The following is an 18,020-nucleotide window of genomic DNA, read 5'->3' on the forward strand; positions in this document are numbered from 1 at the left end:
TGCCGTACATGCGCATTGTGGTTCTGGCAGGCGGCATCGGTGGTGCCCGGTTCCTTCGCGGTCTCAAGCAGGCCGCCCCGGACGCGGAGATCACGGTCGTCGGCAACACCGGTGACGACATCCATCTCTTCGGGCTGAAGGTCTGCCCCGACCTGGACACGGTGATGTACACCCTCGGCGGGGGCATCGACGAGGAGCAGGGCTGGGGGCGTACGGACGAGTCCTTCACGGTCAAGGAGGAGCTCGCGGCGTACGGCGTCGGACCCGAGTGGTTCGGCCTCGGCGACCGGGACTTCGCGACCCACATCGTCCGCACCCAGATGCTCGCCGCGGGCTATCCGCTGAGCGCCGTCACCGAGGCGCTGTGCGCCCGCTGGCAGCCGGGCGTGCGCCTGATCCCCATGTCCGACGACCGCGTCGAGACCCACGTGGCGATCGAGGTCGACGGCGAGCAGCGGGCGGTGCACTTCCAGGAGTACTGGGTGAAGCTGCGCGCCTCCGTCGACGCGAAGGCCGTCGTGCCGGTCGGCGCGGAGGCCGCGAAGCCGGCGCCGGGTGTCCTGGAGGCGATCGCGGAGGCGGACGTCGTTCTCTTCCCGCCGTCCAACCCGGTCGTGTCCGTCGGCACGATCCTGGCCGTGCCCGGGATCCGCGAGGCGGTCGCCGCGGCCGGGGCGCCGGTCGTGGGCCTCTCCCCCATCGTCGGGGACGCGCCCGTGCGCGGGATGGCCGACAAGGTCCTCGCGGCGGTGGGCGTGGAGTCCACGGCGGCGGCGGTGGCCCGGCACTACGGCACCGGACTGCTCGACGGCTGGCTCGTGGACACCGTGGACGCGGGCGCCGTCGCGGACGTCGAGGCGGCGGGCATCGCCTGTCGCGCGGTGCCGCTGATGATGACGGACGTGGACGCGACGGCGGCGATGGCGCGCGAGGCGCTCGCGCTCGCCGAGGAGGTACGCGGGTGACCGCCGCCCCCGCCTACCGGGTGTGGGCGCTGCCCGGGCTTCCCGAGGTGGCGGCCGGGGACGACCTGGCCAAGCTGATCGCCTCCGTCTCCTCGGGGCTGGCCGACGGGGACGTGCTGCTCGTCACGTCCAAGATCGTGAGCAAGGCGGAGGGGCGGGTGGTCGCCGCCGACGACCGCGAGGAGGCCATCGACGCCGAGACCGTACGGGTGGTGGCGCGGCGCGGCGCCCTGCGGATCGTCGAGAACCGGCAGGGGCTCGTCATGGCCGCCGCAGGGGTCGACGCCTCCAACACCCCCGCCGGGACGGTCCTCCTGCTGCCCGAGGACCCGGACGGCTCGGCCCGCCGGATCCGCGAGGGGCTGCGCGAGGCGCTCGGCGTGGACGTGGGCGTCGTCGTCACGGACACCTTCGGGCGCCCCTGGCGCAGCGGGCTCACGGACGTGGCGATCGGGGCGGCCGGGGTGCGGGTCCTGGACGACCTGCGCGGCGGGACCGACGCGCACGGCAATCCGCTGAGCGCGACCGTGGTCGCCACCGCCGACGAACTGGCCGCCGCCGGAGACCTGGTGAAGGGCAAGGCGGCCGGACTCCCGGTGGCCGTCGTCCGGGGCCTGCCGCACGTGGTGGGCGGGGACGACGAGCCGGGCGCACGCGCGCTCGTGCGGGGCGCCGCCGACGACATGTTCCGGCTGGGCACCTCCGAGGCCGTACGGGAGGCGGTGACGCTGCGGCGGACCGTACGGGAGTTCACGGCCGAGCCGGTCGACCCCGGGGCGGTACGGCGCGCGGTCGCCGCGGCCGTGACGGCGCCGGCCCCGCACCACACGACGCCGTGGCGGTTCGTCCTCCTGGAGTCGGCGGAGTCGCGGACGCGGCTGCTCGACGCGATGCGGGAGGCGTGGGTCGCGGACCTGCGCCGGGACGGCAGGTCCGAGGAGTCGATCGCGAAGCGGGTGCGGCGCGGGGACGTCCTGCGCGACGCGCCCCACCTGGCGGTGCCGTGCCTGGTCATGGACGGCTCCCACCACTACGGCGACCCGCGCCGGGACACCGCCGAGCGCGAGATGTTCCTGGTCGCGGCGGGCGCGGGCGTGCAGAACTTCCTGGTGGCGCTGGCGGGCGAACGGCTCGGCTCGGCGTGGGTGTCCTCGACGATGTTCTGCCGGGACGTCGTACGGGAGGTCCTCGGCCTGCCGGACGACTGGGACCCGCTCGGCGCGGTGGCGATCGGGCACCCGGCGGCCCCGCCGCGGGAGCGGGCGGCGCGGACGGCCTCGGAGTTCGTCGAGGTGCGGTGACCTCGCCGGTCGGGCTCCGCGCGGTCAGAGGGCCGCGATGTTGCCCGGAGTCATGCGGGGCGCCCTGCGGGGCGGGATGCGGCCGCTGAGGAGGATCAGGCGGGCGGCCCGGTGGCGTTGGCCCTCGTAGGGGGCCAGGAGGTCGAGCATGGCCGCGTCGTCGGTCGTGCGGTCGCCCGCGAGGGCCCAGCCGACGATGCCGGGCAGGTGGTAGTCGCCGGTGGTGACCTCGTCGGGGGCGCCGTGGGTGCGCTGGACCACCTCGGCGCTCGTCCAGGGGCCGACGCCCGGGATCAGCTCCAGGCGCCCGCGTGCGTCGGCCGGGTCCATGTCCGCGGCCTCCTCCATGCGGCGGGCCACCCGGCACACGCGCAGGACCGTCGCGGCCCGCTTGTCGTCCACGCCCGCGCGGTGCCACTCCCAGGACGGGATCAGGCTCCACGCGCGCGCGTCCGGCATGACGTGCATGCCGTCCGGGGCCGGGCCCGGCGCGGGCTCCCCGTACGTCCGCACCAGGAGCCGCCAGGCCCGGTACGCCTCGTCCGTCGTGACCTTCTGCTCCAGGATCGACGGGATCAGCGACTCCAGGACCAGGCCGGTGCGCAGGAGGCGCAGGCCGGGGCGGCGGCGGTGCACCGCGGCGAGCAGCTTGTGGCGGGGCGCGAAGGCGGTCGGGTCGTCCTCGGCGCCGAGGAGCGCCGGGAGGCGGTCCAGGAGCCAGACGGCGCCCTCGCCCCACGCGTGGGCCTCCGCGGTGCCGTTCCGGGCGGTGATCCGGAGGGTCCCCGGCCCCTCGGGGGTCCGGCTGGCCCGCCAGAACGAGCCGTCCCGGGCGGCCCGGTAGGCGGGGTCCGCGGGGCCCCGGCGGAGGGGGCCGAGGGTGAGGGCGAGGTCCGTTCCCGGGGGGAGGGGGAGGGAGCGGGTGCGGGGTGCGGGGACATGGCCGGTTGCCCGTGCGGGTGTCCGTGCGGGTGCGGTGGGTCTCTGGGGGAAGCGGCCGGCCATGGGGGCGAGCGTAATGGGGCGGGGCCCGGTGCGGACCCGCCCCGCCCCCCTACTGGTCCGACGAGAAGCGGATCGTGCCCGCGGGGAGGGTCGCGTCGCACCAGACGCGGATGCCGTCGCGGAGTTCGTTGTCGGGGCCCACCTGGGCGCCGTCGCCGATGACCGCCCCGCTGAGGACCGTACGCGCGCCTATGCGGGCGCCCGCGCCGATCAGGGAGTCGGTGATGACCGCGCCCGGTTCGACGATCGCGCCCGCGAGGAGCGTGGAGCCCGTGACGCGGGCGCCCTCGCCGATCACCGCGTCCGCGCCGACGACCGTGCCGCCGGTCAGCTTGGCGTCCGGGGCGACGCGCGCCGACGGCAGCACCAGGCGGTCGCCGCAGCGGCCCGGGACCGCCGGGGAGGGCGCGCGGCCGAGGACCAGGTCGGCGGAGCCGCGCACGAAGGCCTGCGGGGTGCCGAGGTCCAGCCAGTACGTGGAGTCGACCATGCCCTGGAGGTGGGCGCCGGAGGCCAGGAGTTCCGGGAAGGTCTCGCGCTCCACCGAGACCGGCCGCCCGGTGGGGATGGTGTCGATGACCGAGCGCCGGAAGACGTACGCGCCCGCGTTGATCTGGTCGGTGACGATCTCCTCGGGCGTCTGCGGCTTCTCCAGGAAGGCCGTGACGCGGCCGGTGGGGTCCGTGGGGACCAGGCCGAAGGCGCGGGGGTCGTCGACCCGGGTGAGGTGGAGCGAGACGTCCGCGCCGGAGGAGGAGTGGGTGTCGACGAGGGCCCCGATGTCGAGGCCCGTGAGGATGTCCCCGTTGAAGATGAGGACCGGCTCGTCGGGGCCCGAGTGCAGGCGCGAGGCCACGTTGCGTATCGCGCCGCCGGTGCCCAGCGGCTCCTCCTCGGTGACGTACTCCAGGCTCAGGCCGAGGTCGGAGCCGTCACCGAAGTGCGGCTCGAAGACCTCGGCCAGGTAGGAGGTGGCGAGCACGATGTGCTCGACGCCCGCGGCGCGGGCCCGGGCCAGCTGGTGCGTCAGGAAGGGGACGCCCGCCGCGGGGACCATGGGCTTGGGCGTGTTGACCGTGAGGGGCCGCAGCCGTGTCCCCTTGCCACCGACCAGGAGGATCGCTTCTGTCACCTTGTCGTCTCTGCTTCCTGTTCGGCGCCGGTCGGCACGCCCGTTTTCGGTCGTCCCTGCGATATGACCGGTCAGTTTATGCAGACGGTTGCCCCCGCAGGGCCCCCTCTACCTCCCCTGGTACGACGCCGCGCTCGTCCGGGCCGTGCCGAGCTTGCCGTACAGAAGCGATCCGGGACAGTCCGTGGCGAATCCGTCACGGTGTCCGGCGATGGCGTGGAACTTGACCTTGGTGCCCTTCGCGTACAGGTTCCCGCCGCCCGAGGTGAGCGTCACCGTTCCGACCGGGTTGATGCCGTGGAGGCCGAGCTTCCAGGCCGTCAGGCGGGCGACGGCGGTCACGGAGGCGGCCGGCGGGGCGGTCTTGCTGAAGGTGCCGAGGACGGCGATGCCCATGGTGCTGGTGTTGAACCCGAGGGTGTGCGCGCCGAGCACCGGCTTGTCCACGCCGCCCGCCCGGCCCTCGTAGATGTTCCCGCACTTGTCGACGGCGAAGTTGTAGCCGAAGTCCCGCCAGCCGCTGCTCAGCACGTGGTAGCGGTAGATGCTGCGCAGGACGGAGGGGGCCTCGGCGCAGGTGTAGTTGTTGCCGGTGGCGCTGTGGTGGACGAAGGCCGCCTTGATCGTGTTCGTGTAGACGAAGGTCTTCTCGCGGATCGACTCGTCCGCGCCCCAGCCCTTGCGGGTGATGATCGCGGGGCGGGGGCCGACGTACGGCGCGGCCGCGGCCTCGGCCGCCGTCTGCACCCCGGACAGGTCCTGGAGCTTGGCCGGTTCCTGGGCCGTCTCCTGGGACGGCTCCTGGACCGTTTCCTGGACCGCCTCCTGGGCCGGTTCGTCGGACTCGGATCCGGACGTCGGCGTGCGGGGCACGAACGGGGGCAGGTACGGGGCCACGGCGTCGGCCGCCTCCTTCGGCAGGAGCGGGAGCCAGGGCGCGAGGTACGGGGTGAGCTGGGAGCCGATCGTGTCCAGGCCCGCGAGGAGCCCGGAGAGGGACAGGGGGGCCGGGACGGTCGGAACGGCCGGGATAGCCGGGGCGGCCGGAGCGGTCGGGGCCGGGGGCAGCGGGGCCTCCGGGGCCGCGACGGCCGGGGCCACGGCGGTGCGGGCCCGCGGCGGGGCCGCCTCCGACACCGCTTCCGACACCGGCTCCGTGGAACCGTCCCCGGACTCCCCGGCGTACGGCCCCGTGGCCGCGGCCTGTTCGACCTCCGTGCCCGGCTCCGTCTCCAGGACCGGTTCCGTGTCCCTCGTCGTCTCCGGGCCCTCCCCCGGGTCCACGAGTTCCAGGCGCAGGCCGGCCGGGAGCGGCGCCGCGCCGCCCGTCTCGCCGGACTCCGCCCGTACGCGGATCTCGACGCCGTCCGAGTCGCCCACCCACAGCGGGGCCGTGGAGCCGCGGAGCGCCCGGGAGGTGCCCTCCGCCGTGTCCGGGTCGGCGCCGTGTTCGTCGTTGTGGGTCTCCACGTCCTGCCACTCCGACCAGGTGTCGGTGCCGGTGGCCCGGGTGCGGACCTGGACGGTGCCGTGCAGCGGGGCCCTGGGGTCGTCCCAGACCACGCCCACGAGCGAGAAGGGCTTGACGTCGCGCCGGGTGAGCCCCTGCTCCCCCGGGCCGCCGGCCCGTGAGGAGGGGCCCAGCGGACCGAGCGGCAGGGACTGGGTGGAGCCCGAGAGGTCGGGCGCGGGGGGCAGCGCGGAGGCCGCCGGTGGCTGCGCGAGCACCTCGGCCGCCGCGGGCGCGGCGGCGGAGACCGGCAGGGCGAGTACCGCCGCGCAGGTGACGGCGATCGAGGAGGCGAGTGAGGCACGCATGGGCCGATCGTGCGTACCGCCGGGCCGTTCCGCGCGGCGGGACACCGCCCGGAAAGCGGCGGCCGATCGGTCCGACCGGTGGACGGCGTCACCGGTACGGCGGACCCCGGCGGGCCCTCCCGCGTACGCTGTCCGGCGTGAACGCCAGCGACCGCACCCCCGCCGACCTGCTGCGATCCGCGCTCGCCGCGGACCCCGCCCGCCCCTTGGTCACCTTCTACGACGACGCCACCGGTGAACGGGTGGAATTGTCCGTCGCCACCTTCGCCAATTGGGTGGCCAAGACGGCGAACCTGATCCAGGGCGAGCTGTCCGCCGGACCCGGCGACCGGGTCGCGCTGCTGCTGCCCGCGCACTGGCAGAGCGCCGTCTGGCTGCTCGCCTGCTCCTCGGTGGGCGTGACCGCCGAGCTCGGCGGCGACCCCGCGGGCGCGGACGTCGTGGTCGCGGGCCCGGAGACCCTCGAAGCGGGGCTCGCCTGTTCCGGGGAGCGGATCGCGCTCTCCCTGGCGCCGCTGGGCCGCCGGTTCCCCACCGCGCCCGCCGGTTACGCGGACTACGCGGTCGAGGTGCCGGGCCAGGGCGACCGGTTCGCCCCGTTCGCACCGGTCGATCCGGACGCTCCCGCCCTGGTCGTCGACGGTACGGAACGCAGTGGCGTCCAGCTCGTCGAGCAGGCCCGCGTGGACGCGGCGGCGCTCGGCCTCGTTCCCGGCTCCCGGCTGCTCTCCGGGCTCGGCTACGGGGACTGGGCCGGCGTCTCCACCGGTCTGTACGCGCCGCTCGCCGCCGGCGGTTCGGTGGTCCTGTGCCGGAACCTGGACCGGCTCGCGCCCGAGGCGTTCGAGAAGCGGGTGGAGAGCGAGCGGGTGACGGACACCGCCCTGTGAGCCCCACCGCTCGGTGAGCCCCACCGCCGTGCGTCCCGGTGGAACCGCACCCGTTCGGCCCAGCGACGGGCCGGGTCCCCGGGTTCGGGCGCCCGGTCCGGTGGATGATCGGCCGGGGGGAGTCGTCTCCTTCCGCACCACCACGCGTCGGACCCGGCCGGCTCCTTCCACGGCCGGCGGCCGCCCGGCGCGCCGCCGACGCCACGAAGGACGGACCCAGACGTGACGGACCGCGCAGGCACGCCCGCCGAACCGGACCCCCCGGCGCCCGAGGACGGGGCGGCCGGGGACGCGGGGGCCGCGGACGCGACGGCCGGCGCCCCGGAGGGGGCGGAGGACGGCGGTCCCGGGAAGCCCCGCCGGCGCCACTGGTTGCGCTGGACGGCGCTCGGCGTCTCGGTCGTCGTCCTCGGCGCGGCCGGGGCCGGCTGGTGGTTCTACCGCAAGCTCGACGGCAACATCACCACGGACACCAGCGCCGCCGACGAGCTGCGCAGGTACGAGAAGGAGCGGCCGCCCGCGAGTGCGTCGGCCGCCCGGAACATCCTGCTCATCGGCTCGGACACCCGGTCCGGCGAGGGGAACGAGCGGTACGGCCGGGACAAGGGCACCCAGCGCTCCGACACGGTGATCCTGCTGCACCTCGCGGCGGGGAAGGGGAGCGCGACCGCCGTCTCCCTGCCCCGCGACCTGATGGTGACGGTGCCGAGCTGCCGCAAGCCCGACGGGTCCCGCACCCGGGAGCAGTTCGCGCAGTTCAACCTGGCCTTCGAGGTCGGCGGTACGGCGTGCACGATCCGTACCGTCGAGAAGCTGACCGGGACGCGGGTCGACCACCACATGGTGATCGACTTCCAGGGCTTCAAGAAGATGGTGGACGCCGTGGACGGGGTGGAGGTCTGCCTCAAGGAGCCCGTGGACGACGCCGACGCGCACCTGAAGCTGCCGGCGGGGCGCCAGACGCTCCACGGGGAGCAGGCCCTCGGTTTCGTACGCGCCCGGAAGTCGCTCGGCAACGGCAGCGACACCGAACGCATGGACCGGCAGCAGCAGTTCCTCGGCGCGCTCGTCAACAAGGTGCAGAGCAACGGGGTCCTGCTGAACCCGGCCAGGCTCTATCCGGTCCTGGACGCAGCCACCAGGTCGATCACGACCGACGCGGGGCTCGACTCGCTGCGGGACCTGTACGACCTGGCGCGCTCGATGCGGGCGATCCCGACCGAGCGGGTGCAGTTCCTCACGGTCCCCCGCCGCCCGTACACGTACAACGCGAACCGGGACGAACTGGTGCAGCCCGCCGCGAGCCAGCTCTTCCGGCAACTGCGGGAGGACCGGCCCGTGGTGGTGGAGCCCGGGGAGAAGGACGAGGACCGCAAGCCCGACGACGCGGAGGCCCCGCCGAGCCCCGCCCCGACGCCGACGTTCACCGGACGGAGCGCGGCGGAAGGGGTGTGCTCCTGACCGGGGGCGCGTCGGGGGTGCGCGGCGGGGGCCGTGGGGAAGGCGGGTAAAGGGCGCCCCAAGGGGAGGGAGGGGAGGGGTGCGGTTTGGGCGCATTGCCCGGTTGTAAGGGGCGTGGAATTTGTCACGGACGTCGCCCCGCGCTGAACTGGGCGGATACTGTGACCCGATCCGGTGTACCCCGACCACGTGGTCGTCACACCTCACCAGGGATCGAACGACCGAGAGAGCGGCGCCCCGTGGGGAGGGCGCCCCGCGTGGCACCGACGGAGGACTCGAGTAACCGTGGACGCGCACAGCCGTGGACGGGCGGACGAGATCGACCCCGCCGACCAGTGGGTGCTCAACCCGCAGACGGGCAACTACGAACTGCGACTGGACCGCTCCGCTGGGCAGCCGGCGGTTCCGTCCCCCTCCCGCGGTTCCTCCGCCCCCGCCGCGACCGGGACCTCCGAGAGAGGCGCCGCCGCCAAGGCCCCGGAGCGTGACGCCGCCACCGAGGCCCCCGTCCCCGGCCAGCGCCGGCGCCGGGTCCCCGAGCAGAGCCGGGGCGACCGCCAGACGCCCGCGAGCCGCCGCAGGCCCAAGCAGGGCGCCTCCCGCAAGAAGAAGGTCCTGCTGTGGACCGGCGGCACGATGGCCGTCGTCCTGGTGGCCGGCGCCACCGGCGCGTACCTGATCTACGACAAGCTCAACGGCAACATCGGCACGGTGGACGTCGGCGACGCCGCCGTCGGCGCGCCCGGCATGGACGGCCCGCTCAACATCCTGATCATCGGCAACGACGTGCGGACCGGTGAGGGGAACGAGAGCTACGGGAACAAGAGCAACGTCACCGGGCACGCCGACACCACGTTCCTCATCCACGTCTCCGAGGACCGGACCAACGCGACGGCGCTGAGCATCCCCCGGGACCTCAAGACCGAGATCCCGGACTGCCCCACGAAGCAGCCCGACGGGTCGACCAAGGTCGTCCCCGGCTCGGTCGGGAAGACCAAGTTCAACGAGTCGTTCGGCGTGAACGGCCGCGACCCCGGCTGCACGATGCGCACGGTCAAGGAGATGACCGGCGTGGGGATCAACCACTTCATGATGGTCGACTTCAACGCCGTCAAGACGCTGTCGGCGGCCGTCGGCGGCGTAGAGGTGTGTCTGACCAAGCCCATCCGGGACATGGACTACTCCAAGCTCGACCTGGCGGCGGGCGAGCACCGGATCCAGGGCGAGCAGGCGCTCGCGTTCCTGCGCAACCGCCACGGCCTCGGCAACCAGAGCGACCTCGACCGCATCAAGATGCAGCAGCAGTTCCTCGCGTCGATGATGCGCCAGTTGAAGGAGGACACCCTGGGCAGCCCGACGCGGCTCCTCTCGGTCGCGAACGCGGCGACCGAGGCGCTCACCGTGGACAAGGGGATAGGGAGCGCCCTGAAGCTGACCTCCCTGGCCAAGGAGATCGGCAAGGTCGACCTGAAGAACATCAGCTTCATGACCGTCCCGGTGGTCGACAACCCGGACGAGCCGCCGAACAGGAGGGCGACGGTGGTCCTCGACCCCGTCAAGGCCCCGCAGGTCTTCGGCATGGTCCAGAACGACGTCTCCTTCACCGAGGTGAAGAAGAAGCAGCAGGAGGCCAAGAACGCCCAGGCACAGGCCCGGGCGAAGCTCCTCCAGGGCCCGCGGGCCCAGGCCGCCGACGTGCGCGTCGACGTCTACAACGGCAGCGGCGTCCGGGGCGCGGCCCAGGCGACCCTGCTCTGGCTCCAGAACGAGCAGGGCGTGCCCCGCTCGACCAACAAGAGCAACGCCCCCGAGAAGGCGGCGAAGACCACGCTCACCTACGCACCGAACCAGGCCGACCAGGCCCGCAAACTCGCGGACCTGATGGGCCTGCCCGCCACGGCTCTCCAGCCGGGCACGCAGGACGCCGGGGAGCGCGAGCCCATGACGCTCGTCCTCGGCGCCGACTTCAAGGGCGCGGGGGTGCCCGTCACCGGCCCGGCAAAGGCGCCGGACGTCGAAAAGGTAGAGGCCGACAAGCAGGTGTGCGCCAAGTGACCCGGAAACACCGGGTCCCGGCGCACTCCTGATCCACGAGGGGACCTGGGGTGGGACAGAACAGCGTGCGCGGGGAGGGAACGCGGGGGAAGGTCCCGCGCGCCCGTGAACTGGGCTGGGACGACGACCTGCACGGGGCCGGCGAGGCGACCGGCGCCGAGACCGACGCCGCCGGGGAGACCGGGTCCCCCGACGGGACGACCCGCGCGGAACGGCGGCGCGGTGCGGCGGGCGGTGACGCGCGTAGCGGCTCCCGCCGCGGCGGCTCGCGCCGACGCCCCAAGGGCGCCGGGAAGAAGGCCACGGGCAAGAAGGCCGGCAAGCGGAAGGTGCTGCGCTGGGTGGCGATCACCCTGGCGGTGCTGATACTCGGGACGGCCGGCGCCGGATACCTGTACTACGAGCACCTCAACGGCAACATCCGCGGCGGCAGCCGCGCGGGCGGCAACAGCGGCGTCAAGAAGGCCGCGCCGAACGCGCTGGGCGACACCCCGCTGAACATCCTCATGATCGGGTCGGACAGCCGGGCGGACGACAAGAACGTCGCCCTGGGCGGCGGCAAGAACGACAGGGACCGCAAGCCCCTGGCGGACGTGCAGATGCTGCTGCACATCTCGGCGGACCGGGAGAACGCCTCGATCGTCTCCGTCCCGCGCGACACGGTCGTCCCGATCCCCGAGTGCAAGGACGAGGACGGCACGACCTACAAGGCCACGAACAACCGGCCGATCAACGAGAGCCTGCAGCGCGGCGGCCCCGGCTGCACCCTCACCACCTGGGAGAACCTCACCGGGGTCTACATCGACCACTGGATGATGGTCGACTTCGCCGGTGTCGTGGCGATGGCCGACGAGGTCGGCGGCGTCCCGGTCTGCGTGAGGACCGGCGTGTGGGACAAGTCGAACGCGGTCGTGAAGGGCGGGTCCGGCCTGAAGCTGAAGGCGGGCACCTCCGAGGTCCAGGGCGAGCAGGCCCTCCAGTGGCTGCGCACCCGGCACGCGTTCGGCAGCGACCAGAACCGCGCCAAGGCCCAGCACATGTACATGAACGGCATGATGAAGAAGCTCCAGAGCCAGAACGCCTGGAGCGACACCGGCCGTCTGATGGGCCTGGCCGACACCGCCACGCGGGCGCTCCAGGTCTCCGACGAGATCAAGAGCGTGAAGAAGCTCTTCGACCTGTCGATGCAGCTCAAGAACGTCAAGCTCGACCGTCTGACCACGGCGACGGTCCCGACCGTCGCGTACCCGCAGCGGCCCAACGAGTGGCTCCAGCCGGTCCCGTCGTCCGCCGAGAAGATGTGGACGATGCTCCGTGACGACATCGCCTTCGACAAGAACGGCGACAAGGCCGGCGCCAAGCCGAAGCCGACGGCCTCCGCGAAGCCGAAGACGCCCGCCGACGACCCCGGTTCCTTCGGCGTGACGATCGTCAACGGCACCGACGGCAACGGCGAGGCGGCCGTCCAGGGCCGCGCCCGCGCCCTGGCCGAGACCCTCCAGGGCAAGGGCTTCACGCAGGCCGAGTCCTCCGCGGAGGGCGGCCCGCGCAAGGACACCGTGGTCGTCTACCCCAAGGGCGACGGCGACCGGGGCAAGGCGAACGCCCAGTCGGTGGCCAAGGCCCTCGGACTGCCCGACTCGGCGGTCCGGATCGACGCCAAGGCCGAGGGCATCAAGCTCATCGTCGGCTCCGACTGGCGCGAGGGCACGGTCTACAAGCGGCCGACGCACACCGCGGGCGACCTGCCCGAGGGCGCCGACGACAAGGCGGACTGCATGGACATCTACTCCGTCTACAAGTGGGACGGGAAGAGCTGACCCGCTCCCCCACCGACACGGCGACGGCCGGGCCCTTTTCCGGAGCCCGGCCGTCGCCGTGTTCGGACGCGGACGCGGTCGTCAGACCGTCTCCGTCTCCTCCGCCGTCACCGCCGGGCGGCGGCTCGCGATGACCTTCTTCGCGAGGGAGCGGGGGCTGGTGAGGAAGCCGTAGCCCCAGGACATGTGCATGGTGGCGAGGGCGACCGGGATCCGAAGGCGGGCCTTGGGGGAGAGGCCCTTGTCGGCCGGGACCGAGCCGGCGGTGATCGCGGCGAGGTAGCCGGCCGGGACCACGAAGCCGAGCGGCGTGACGAGGACGCCCACGACCACGCCGGCGGCGATGGCGCAGACGGCGGTCGGCGGGGCCAGATAGCGCAGGTTGATGGAGCCCTGGTGGTAACGGGCCACCACGTGGCGCCAACGCCCGTAGTCCTTGTACTGCTTGGCGAGGGCCTTCACCGAGGGCCGGGGGCGGTACTGGACGCGCAGCTCCGGCGAGAACCAGATCAGACCGCCGGCCTCGCGGATCCGGAAGTTCAGCTCCCAGTCCTGGGCGCGGACGAACTCCACGTTGTAGCCGCCCTGTCGCTCCAGGGCCTCGCGCCGGAAGACGCCCGGGTACACGGTCTCGGCGGGGCCCGCCTCGCCGCCCGTGTGGAAGGCGGCGTCGCCGACGCCGATCTTCGAGGTCATCGCGGCGGCGACCGCGTCCTCCCAGGCGTTCTCGCCCTCGGCGTGCATGACGCCGCCGACGTTCTGCGCGCCGGTCTCCTCCAGGAGCCGCACGGCGGTGGCGATGTAGTCCGGGGAGAGCATGCCGTGGCCGTCGACGCGCACCACGACCGGATGGCGGGAGGCCCCGATCGCCGCGTTGAGGGCGGCGGGCGTACGGCCGGTGGGGTTGGGCACGGTCTTGACGCGGGGGTCCTCGCGGACGAGCTCGGCGGCGACCTCGTCGGTGCGGTCCGTGGACGGGCCGAGCGCGATCACCACCTCCGTCTCGCCGTCGTACTCCTGCTCCAGGATGTGGCGGACGGAGTTGCGCAGGTGCCGCTCCTCGTTGAGGACCGGCATGATCACGGAGACGGGGGCGGCATGGTTCCTCGGCGGTGCGGGGGAGGCGTCCCCCGCGAGACGGAGACGGTGTTCTCGCCCGCCACGTTACCGCGAACGGGGGACACGGGTGCGCGCCGCACGGGTGGCGCTCCCTTGCGCTGATCGTATGGGCCTACGGTGCTCACGGCCCCCTTGTCCCACCCGCGGAGGTGTCCGTCCGTGCCCACACCGCCCCGCACGCCCCGTCCCCGGCCCGCCGCCCGCCGCGTACCGGCGCGCCGGCCGCGGAGGCGGTCCCGGTGGGGGGTGCGGACGGCGACGGCGCTCTCCGTGACGGTCCTCGCGGCGGGCGGGGTCGGACACGCCCTGATGACCGGCCTGGACACCGGGCTCACCCGGGTCGACCCCTTCAAGGACATGAAGAACCGGCCGCAGGCCGGGCACGGGATGAACGTCCTGGTCGTCGGCACGGACGGCCGGGACCGGATCACCCCGGAGGAGCGGGCGAAGTACCGGCTCGGCGGCGCGCCCTGCCACTGCACCGACACGGTGATGCTGGTGCACCTCTCGCAGGACCGGGACCGGGCGAGCGTGGTGAGCCTGCCCCGCGACTCGTACGCCGAGATGCCCGAGCACACCGACCTCACCAGCGGCGAGAGGCACCACGCGCACCCGGTGAAGCTGAACGCCGCCTACGCGGAGGGCGGGCCCGCGCTGACCGTGCGGACCGTCGAGTCGATGACCGGCGTCAAGATCGACCACTACCTGGAGGTCGACTTCACCAGCTTCATGCGGACCGTGGACGCGGTCGGCGGGGTGCGGATCTGTACGCCGAAGCCGCTGAAGGACGCGTACACCGGGCTCGACCTGGCCGCCGGCACCCACGAGCTGGACGGCGGACAGGCCCTCCAGTACGTGCGCTCCCGGCACGTCGACGGGGCCGCCGACATCGGGCGGATGCAGCGGCAGCAGAAGTTCCTGGCGGCGCTCGTGGAGCAGGTGACGAGCGGCGGGGTGCTGTTCAACCCGGTGCGGTTCCGGGCGGTGGCCACGAGCATGCTGAGCTCCGTACGGGCCGACGAGGACTTCGGCACGGACCAGATGCTGTCGCTCTCCAAGGCGATGCGCGGCTTCACGCCCGCGTCGTCGGAGTTCGTGTCCGTGCCGGTCGGGGACGTGAGCTTCCCGGTGAAGGGCATCGGCTCGACGGTGAAGTGGGACGCGGCGAAGGCGCAGCAGCTCTTCCAGGCGCTGCGGGAGGACCGGCCGATCGCCCCGCGGGAGGCGGCGGCCCCGGCGACCTCGGCGAAGGCGCCGCAGGACGCCGTGGTGGACGTGGCGCCGGACACGATCCGGGTGCAGGTCTACAACGGGACCCGGACGGACGGCCTCGGCCGGAAGGTCGACGACGCGCTGCGCGGGACCGGCTTCGCGACGACCCGGACCCCGAGGACGGCGCCGGGGGCGGAGCGGGAGCACACGGTCGTGGAGTACGACCCGCGCTGGGACCGCTCGGCGAAGTCCCTGGCGGCGGCCGTGCCGGGGGCGCGGCTCGAAGCGGTGACGGGCCGGGGCGGGACGCTGCGGGTGATCGTGGGGGCGGACTACAAGGGGGTGCGGGCGGTGCGGGCGGAGGAGCCGGAGACGCCGTTCGAGGCGGTGAGGGGGGACCAGGTGGTGTGCCCGTAGCCGGGGCCGGGGTGTACGCCGGGGGTGGCGTGCTCGTAACCGGAGCCGGGACGTACGCCGGGGGCCGGGGCCGCGGCCGGGCGGCGTGCCCGCGGCCGGGGGCCGGGCCCGTACCCCTCAGTCCTCGTACCCCTCCGCCACGCGCCGTTCCCTCAGTTCCTTGATCGCCTGGCGGCGGGCGAGGCGGTGGGTGCGGCGGATCTGGGCCTCCTGGTTGCGCCGCTTGTCCTTCTCCGTCTCCGGGACGACCTGCGGGACCGGGCGGGGCTTGCCCTCCGCGTCGACGGCCGCGAAGACCAGGTAGGCGGAGCCGACCTGGGTGGCGGGCGTGGACTCGTTCCAGCGCTCGGCCATGACCCGGACGCCGACCTCCATGGAGGACCGGCCCGTCCAGTTGACCTGGGCCTTCACGTGCACCAGGTCGCCGACCCTGACCGGCTCCAGGAAGACCATCTCGTCCATGGAGGCGGTGACGGCCGGGCCGCCCGAGTGCCGGCCCGCGACGGCGCCCGCCGCGTCGTCCACCAGCTTCATGATCACGCCGCCGTGCACCGTGCCGAGGAGGTTGGTGTCGTGGCTGGTCATGATGTGGCTGAGGGTGGTGCGGGAGGCCGAGGTGGGCTTGCCCGGGATGTCGCCCTGATCTGTCATGCCCTCCACCTTATGCCGGGCCTCCGCGACGCCCCCGTCCGGTCCGCTTTGCATCAGCTTGGCAACAGCACCGCCCCGATCCTCCACCCGCCCTGTCGCGGGGAAACCCCTGCCCGGCACACTGGTCCACATGAATGACTGGCCCGATGACGGCGGATACGGCCGCGGCCCCGCGAACCCCCAGCCCGAGGGTCCCCGCAGGATGAGCCACGTGCAGCGCCCGCAGGTTCCGCAGCAGCCGCCCCGTTACGACCAGGGCCACGGACGGGACCACGACCCGAGCTTCACGCAGGCGCGGGGCACCGGCTACGACTCCGGCTACAACACGGGCCAGGTCTACGGCGGCGCCCAGGGCGGCGGCGGTGACGGCCGGGGCGGCATCCCCCCGCAGTACACGCCCGGCAGGTCCGGCGGCTCCGGCGCCGGTCCCGCCCCGGACTGGCGCAAGCGGATCAAGGTCGGCTCGATCGTCCTGGTCGTCGCCGTCGCCGCCTGGGGCATCGGCACGTACGCCTGGGCGAGCTCCCGGATGCGCAACGAGGTGGACCTCTCCAAGGTCATCGAGCGCCCGTCCGAGGGCGACTGCACCACGTACCTGATCGTCGGCTCCGACAGCCGCGAGGGCATGTCGGCCGAGGAGAAGAAGAAGCTCCACACCGGTTCCGCCGAGGGCAAGCGGACCGACTCGATGATGATCCTCGCGGCCTGCTCCGGCGGGAACACGATGGTCTCGCTGCCGCGCGACTCCTGGGTGACGATCCCGTCGTTCGTCGGCTCCGAGTCGGGCAAGCAGTACGCGGCGCGCGGCGGCTCCAAGCTGAACGCGGCCTACGCGATGGACGGCCCCGAGCTGCTCGTGCGGACCGTGGAGTACAACACGGGGCTGCGCATCGACCACTATGCGGAGATCGGCTTCGCCGGCTTCGCGAACATCGTGGACGCGCTCGGCGGCGTCGAGCTGAACATCGAGAAGGGCTTCAAGGACAAGAAGTCCGGCGCGGACTTCCAGGCCGGCACGCAGACCCTCAACGGCGAGCAGGCCCTGGCCTTCGTCCGCACCCGGTACGCGTTCGCCGAGTCGGACCTGGCGCGGACGAAGAACCAGCAGAAGTTCCTCTCCGCCCTGGCCAACCAGGCGGCGACGCCGGGCACGATCCTCAACCCGTTCGCGCTGTACCCGACGCTGGGCGCCGGTCTGGACACGCTGGTCGTGGACAAGGACATGTCGCTGTACGACCTCGGCAAGATGTTCTTCGCGATGAAGGGCATCAGCGGCGGCGACGGCAGGTCCATGAACATGCCGATCGCGGGCTCCGCGCCGCAGGGGTCCCTGAAGTGGGACATGCCGAAGGTGAAGCAGCTGGTGGAGCAGATCAGGAACGACGAGAAGGTCACGGTCGAGTCGAACCGCTGACCCCTCCGGACGTACGGAAAGGGCGCCCCCGCCCGGTGGACGGGGGCGCCCTTCCGCGTGCCCTTCTCCGTGCCTACGGGAGGTTGCGGGCCATGACGATGCGCTGGACCTGGTTGGTGCCTTCGTAGATCTGGGTGATCTTGGCGTCGCGCATCATGCGCTCGACGGGGTAGTCGCGGGTGTAGCCGTAGCCGCCCAGGAGCTGGACGGCGTCGGTGGTGACCTCCATGGCGACGTCGGAGGCGAAGCACTTGGCGGCGGCGCCGAAGAAGGTCAGGTCGCCGTCGACGCGCTCGGACTTGGCGGCGGCGGCGTAGGTGAGCTGGCGGGCGGCCTCCAGCTTCATGGCCATGTCGGCGAGCATGAACTGCACGCCCTGGAAGTCGGCGATCGGCTTGCCGAACTGCTTGCGCTCCTGCACGTACCCCTTGGCGTAGTCCAGGGCGCCCTGGGCGATGCCGATGGCCTGGGCGGCGATGGTGATCCGGGTGTGGTCCAGGGTCTTCATGGCGGTGGCGAACCCGGTGCCCTCCGCCCCGATCATGCGGTCGGCGGGGATGCGGACGTTGTCGAGGTAGACCTCGCGGGTGGGCGAGCCCTTGATGCCCAGCTTCTTCTCCGGCGCCCCGAAGGAGACCCCCTCGTCGTCCTTGTCGACCACGAAGGCGCTGATGCCCCTGGAGCGCTTGTCGGGGTCGGTGACGGCCATCACCGTGTAGTACTGCGAGACCCCGGCGTTGGTGATCCACCGCTTCACCCC

General features: G+C 73.2%; 14 protein-coding genes. 8 read left to right on the top strand and 6 right to left on the bottom strand.

Translation table 11 applies throughout. The annotated features are described in order from the left end of the window. The first annotated feature begins 8 nt into the window (after window positions 1-8). Both cofD and ACIP5O_RS35665 read left to right on the top strand, forming a co-directional pair. Window positions 9-965: a 2-phospho-L-lactate transferase gene (cofD, locus tag ACIP5O_RS35660; RefSeq protein ID WP_401301632.1), complete on the top strand. Its 957-nt coding sequence runs from the start codon at window positions 9-11 to the stop codon at window positions 963-965. Beyond that, window positions 962-2,266 (top strand): coenzyme F420-0:L-glutamate ligase, encoded by a 1,305-nt coding sequence (locus ACIP5O_RS35665; RefSeq protein ID WP_401301635.1) that lies wholly within the window; start codon window positions 962-964, stop codon window positions 2,264-2,266. The genes cofD and ACIP5O_RS35665 overlap by 4 nt, the downstream gene beginning before the upstream one ends. Before the next feature lie 24 nt (window positions 2,267-2,290). On the opposite strand, the gene ACIP5O_RS35670 is transcribed toward ACIP5O_RS35665, so the two are convergent. The 3 genes from ACIP5O_RS35670 to ACIP5O_RS35680 all read right to left on the bottom strand — a co-directional run bounded on the left by ACIP5O_RS35670 (window position 2,291) and on the right by ACIP5O_RS35680 (window position 6,221). Beyond that, window positions 2,291-3,271, bottom strand: a complete 981-nt coding sequence (locus ACIP5O_RS35670) for a DNA-3-methyladenine glycosylase family protein (protein ID WP_401301638.1) — start codon at window positions 3,269-3,271, stop codon at window positions 2,291-2,293. 49 nt (window positions 3,272-3,320) lie between these two features. After that, a complete protein-coding gene (locus ACIP5O_RS35675) occupies window positions 3,321-4,403 on the bottom strand; it encodes a sugar phosphate nucleotidyltransferase (RefSeq protein WP_401301641.1) in 1,083 nt (360 codons plus the stop codon). Between the two features lie 108 nt (window positions 4,404-4,511). After that, window positions 4,512-6,221, bottom strand: coding sequence for a peptidoglycan recognition protein (locus ACIP5O_RS35680; protein ID WP_401301643.1), 1,710 nt, complete (start codon window positions 6,219-6,221; stop codon window positions 4,512-4,514). Between the two features lie 137 nt (window positions 6,222-6,358). Between ACIP5O_RS35680 and ACIP5O_RS35685 the strand changes: the two genes are divergently transcribed. The 4 genes from ACIP5O_RS35685 (at window position 6,359) to ACIP5O_RS35700 (ending at window position 12,447) form a co-directional block, all read left to right on the top strand. Next, a complete protein-coding gene (locus ACIP5O_RS35685) occupies window positions 6,359-7,111 on the top strand; it encodes a TIGR03089 family protein (protein WP_401301646.1) in 753 nt (250 codons plus the stop codon). A gap of 222 nt (window positions 7,112-7,333) precedes the next feature. After that, window positions 7,334-8,572 carry an LCP family protein gene (locus ACIP5O_RS35690; RefSeq protein ID WP_401301649.1) on the top strand — a complete coding sequence of 413 codons (1,239 nt, stop codon included), beginning with the start codon at window positions 7,334-7,336 and terminating at the stop codon, window positions 8,570-8,572. A gap of 285 nt (window positions 8,573-8,857) precedes the next feature. Further along, a complete protein-coding gene (locus ACIP5O_RS35695) occupies window positions 8,858-10,627 on the top strand; it encodes an LCP family protein (protein WP_401301652.1) in 1,770 nt (589 codons plus the stop codon). 50 nt (window positions 10,628-10,677) lie between these two features. After that, window positions 10,678-12,447: an LCP family protein gene (locus tag ACIP5O_RS35700; RefSeq protein WP_401301655.1), complete on the top strand. Its 1,770-nt coding sequence runs from the start codon at window positions 10,678-10,680 to the stop codon at window positions 12,445-12,447. A gap of 81 nt (window positions 12,448-12,528) precedes the next feature. Here the strand turns inward: ACIP5O_RS35700 and ACIP5O_RS35705 are convergent, their stop codons facing one another. Continuing rightward, on the bottom strand, window positions 12,529-13,527 hold the full coding sequence (locus ACIP5O_RS35705) for a glycosyltransferase family 2 protein (protein ID WP_401301668.1): 999 nt from the start codon (window positions 13,525-13,527) through the stop codon (window positions 12,529-12,531). A 285-nt stretch (window positions 13,528-13,812) separates the two neighbouring features. Between ACIP5O_RS35705 and ACIP5O_RS35710 the strand changes: the two genes are divergently transcribed. Further along, complete coding sequence (locus tag ACIP5O_RS35710; protein ID WP_401301658.1) at window positions 13,813-15,195, top strand: LCP family protein; 1,383 nt, start codon at window positions 13,813-13,815, stop codon at window positions 15,193-15,195. 117 nt (window positions 15,196-15,312) lie between these two features. On the opposite strand, the gene ACIP5O_RS35715 is transcribed toward ACIP5O_RS35710, so the two are convergent. Then, window positions 15,313-15,846, bottom strand: coding sequence for an acyl-CoA thioesterase (locus ACIP5O_RS35715; protein ID WP_121829844.1), 534 nt, complete (start codon window positions 15,844-15,846; stop codon window positions 15,313-15,315). Window positions 15,847-15,976: 130 nt separating this feature from the next. Between ACIP5O_RS35715 and ACIP5O_RS35720 the strand changes: the two genes are divergently transcribed. Next, complete coding sequence (locus ACIP5O_RS35720; RefSeq protein WP_401301661.1) at window positions 15,977-17,260, top strand: LCP family protein; 1,284 nt, start codon at window positions 15,977-15,979, stop codon at window positions 17,258-17,260. Window positions 17,261-17,333: 73 nt separating this feature from the next. Here ACIP5O_RS35720 and ACIP5O_RS35725 read toward each other — a convergent pair. After that, window positions 17,334-18,020, bottom strand: a 687-nt coding sequence (locus ACIP5O_RS35725) for an acyl-CoA dehydrogenase family protein (protein WP_401301664.1), incomplete at its 5' end; no start/stop codon positions are given.

It is taken from the genome of Streptomyces sp. NPDC088915, assembly GCF_044749825.1.
Lineage (GTDB): Bacteria > Actinomycetota > Actinomycetes > Streptomycetales > Streptomycetaceae > Streptomyces.

Coding starts and splice junctions, on each gene's coding strand:
- cofD (WP_401301632.1), top strand. CDS start 9: ATGCGCATTGTGGTTCTGGCAGGCGGCATCGGTGGTGCCCGGTTCCTT.
- ACIP5O_RS35670 (WP_401301638.1), bottom strand. CDS start 3,271: ATGGCCGGCCGCTTCCCCCAGAGACCCACCGCACCCGCACGGACACCC.
- ACIP5O_RS35680 (WP_401301643.1), bottom strand. CDS start 6,221: ATGCGTGCCTCACTCGCCTCCTCGATCGCCGTCACCTGCGCGGCGGTA.
- ACIP5O_RS35715 (WP_121829844.1), bottom strand. CDS start 15,846: ATGACAGATCAGGGCGACATCCCGGGCAAGCCCACCTCGGCCTCCCGC.
- ACIP5O_RS35720 (WP_401301661.1), top strand. CDS start 15,977: ATGAATGACTGGCCCGATGACGGCGGATACGGCCGCGGCCCCGCGAAC.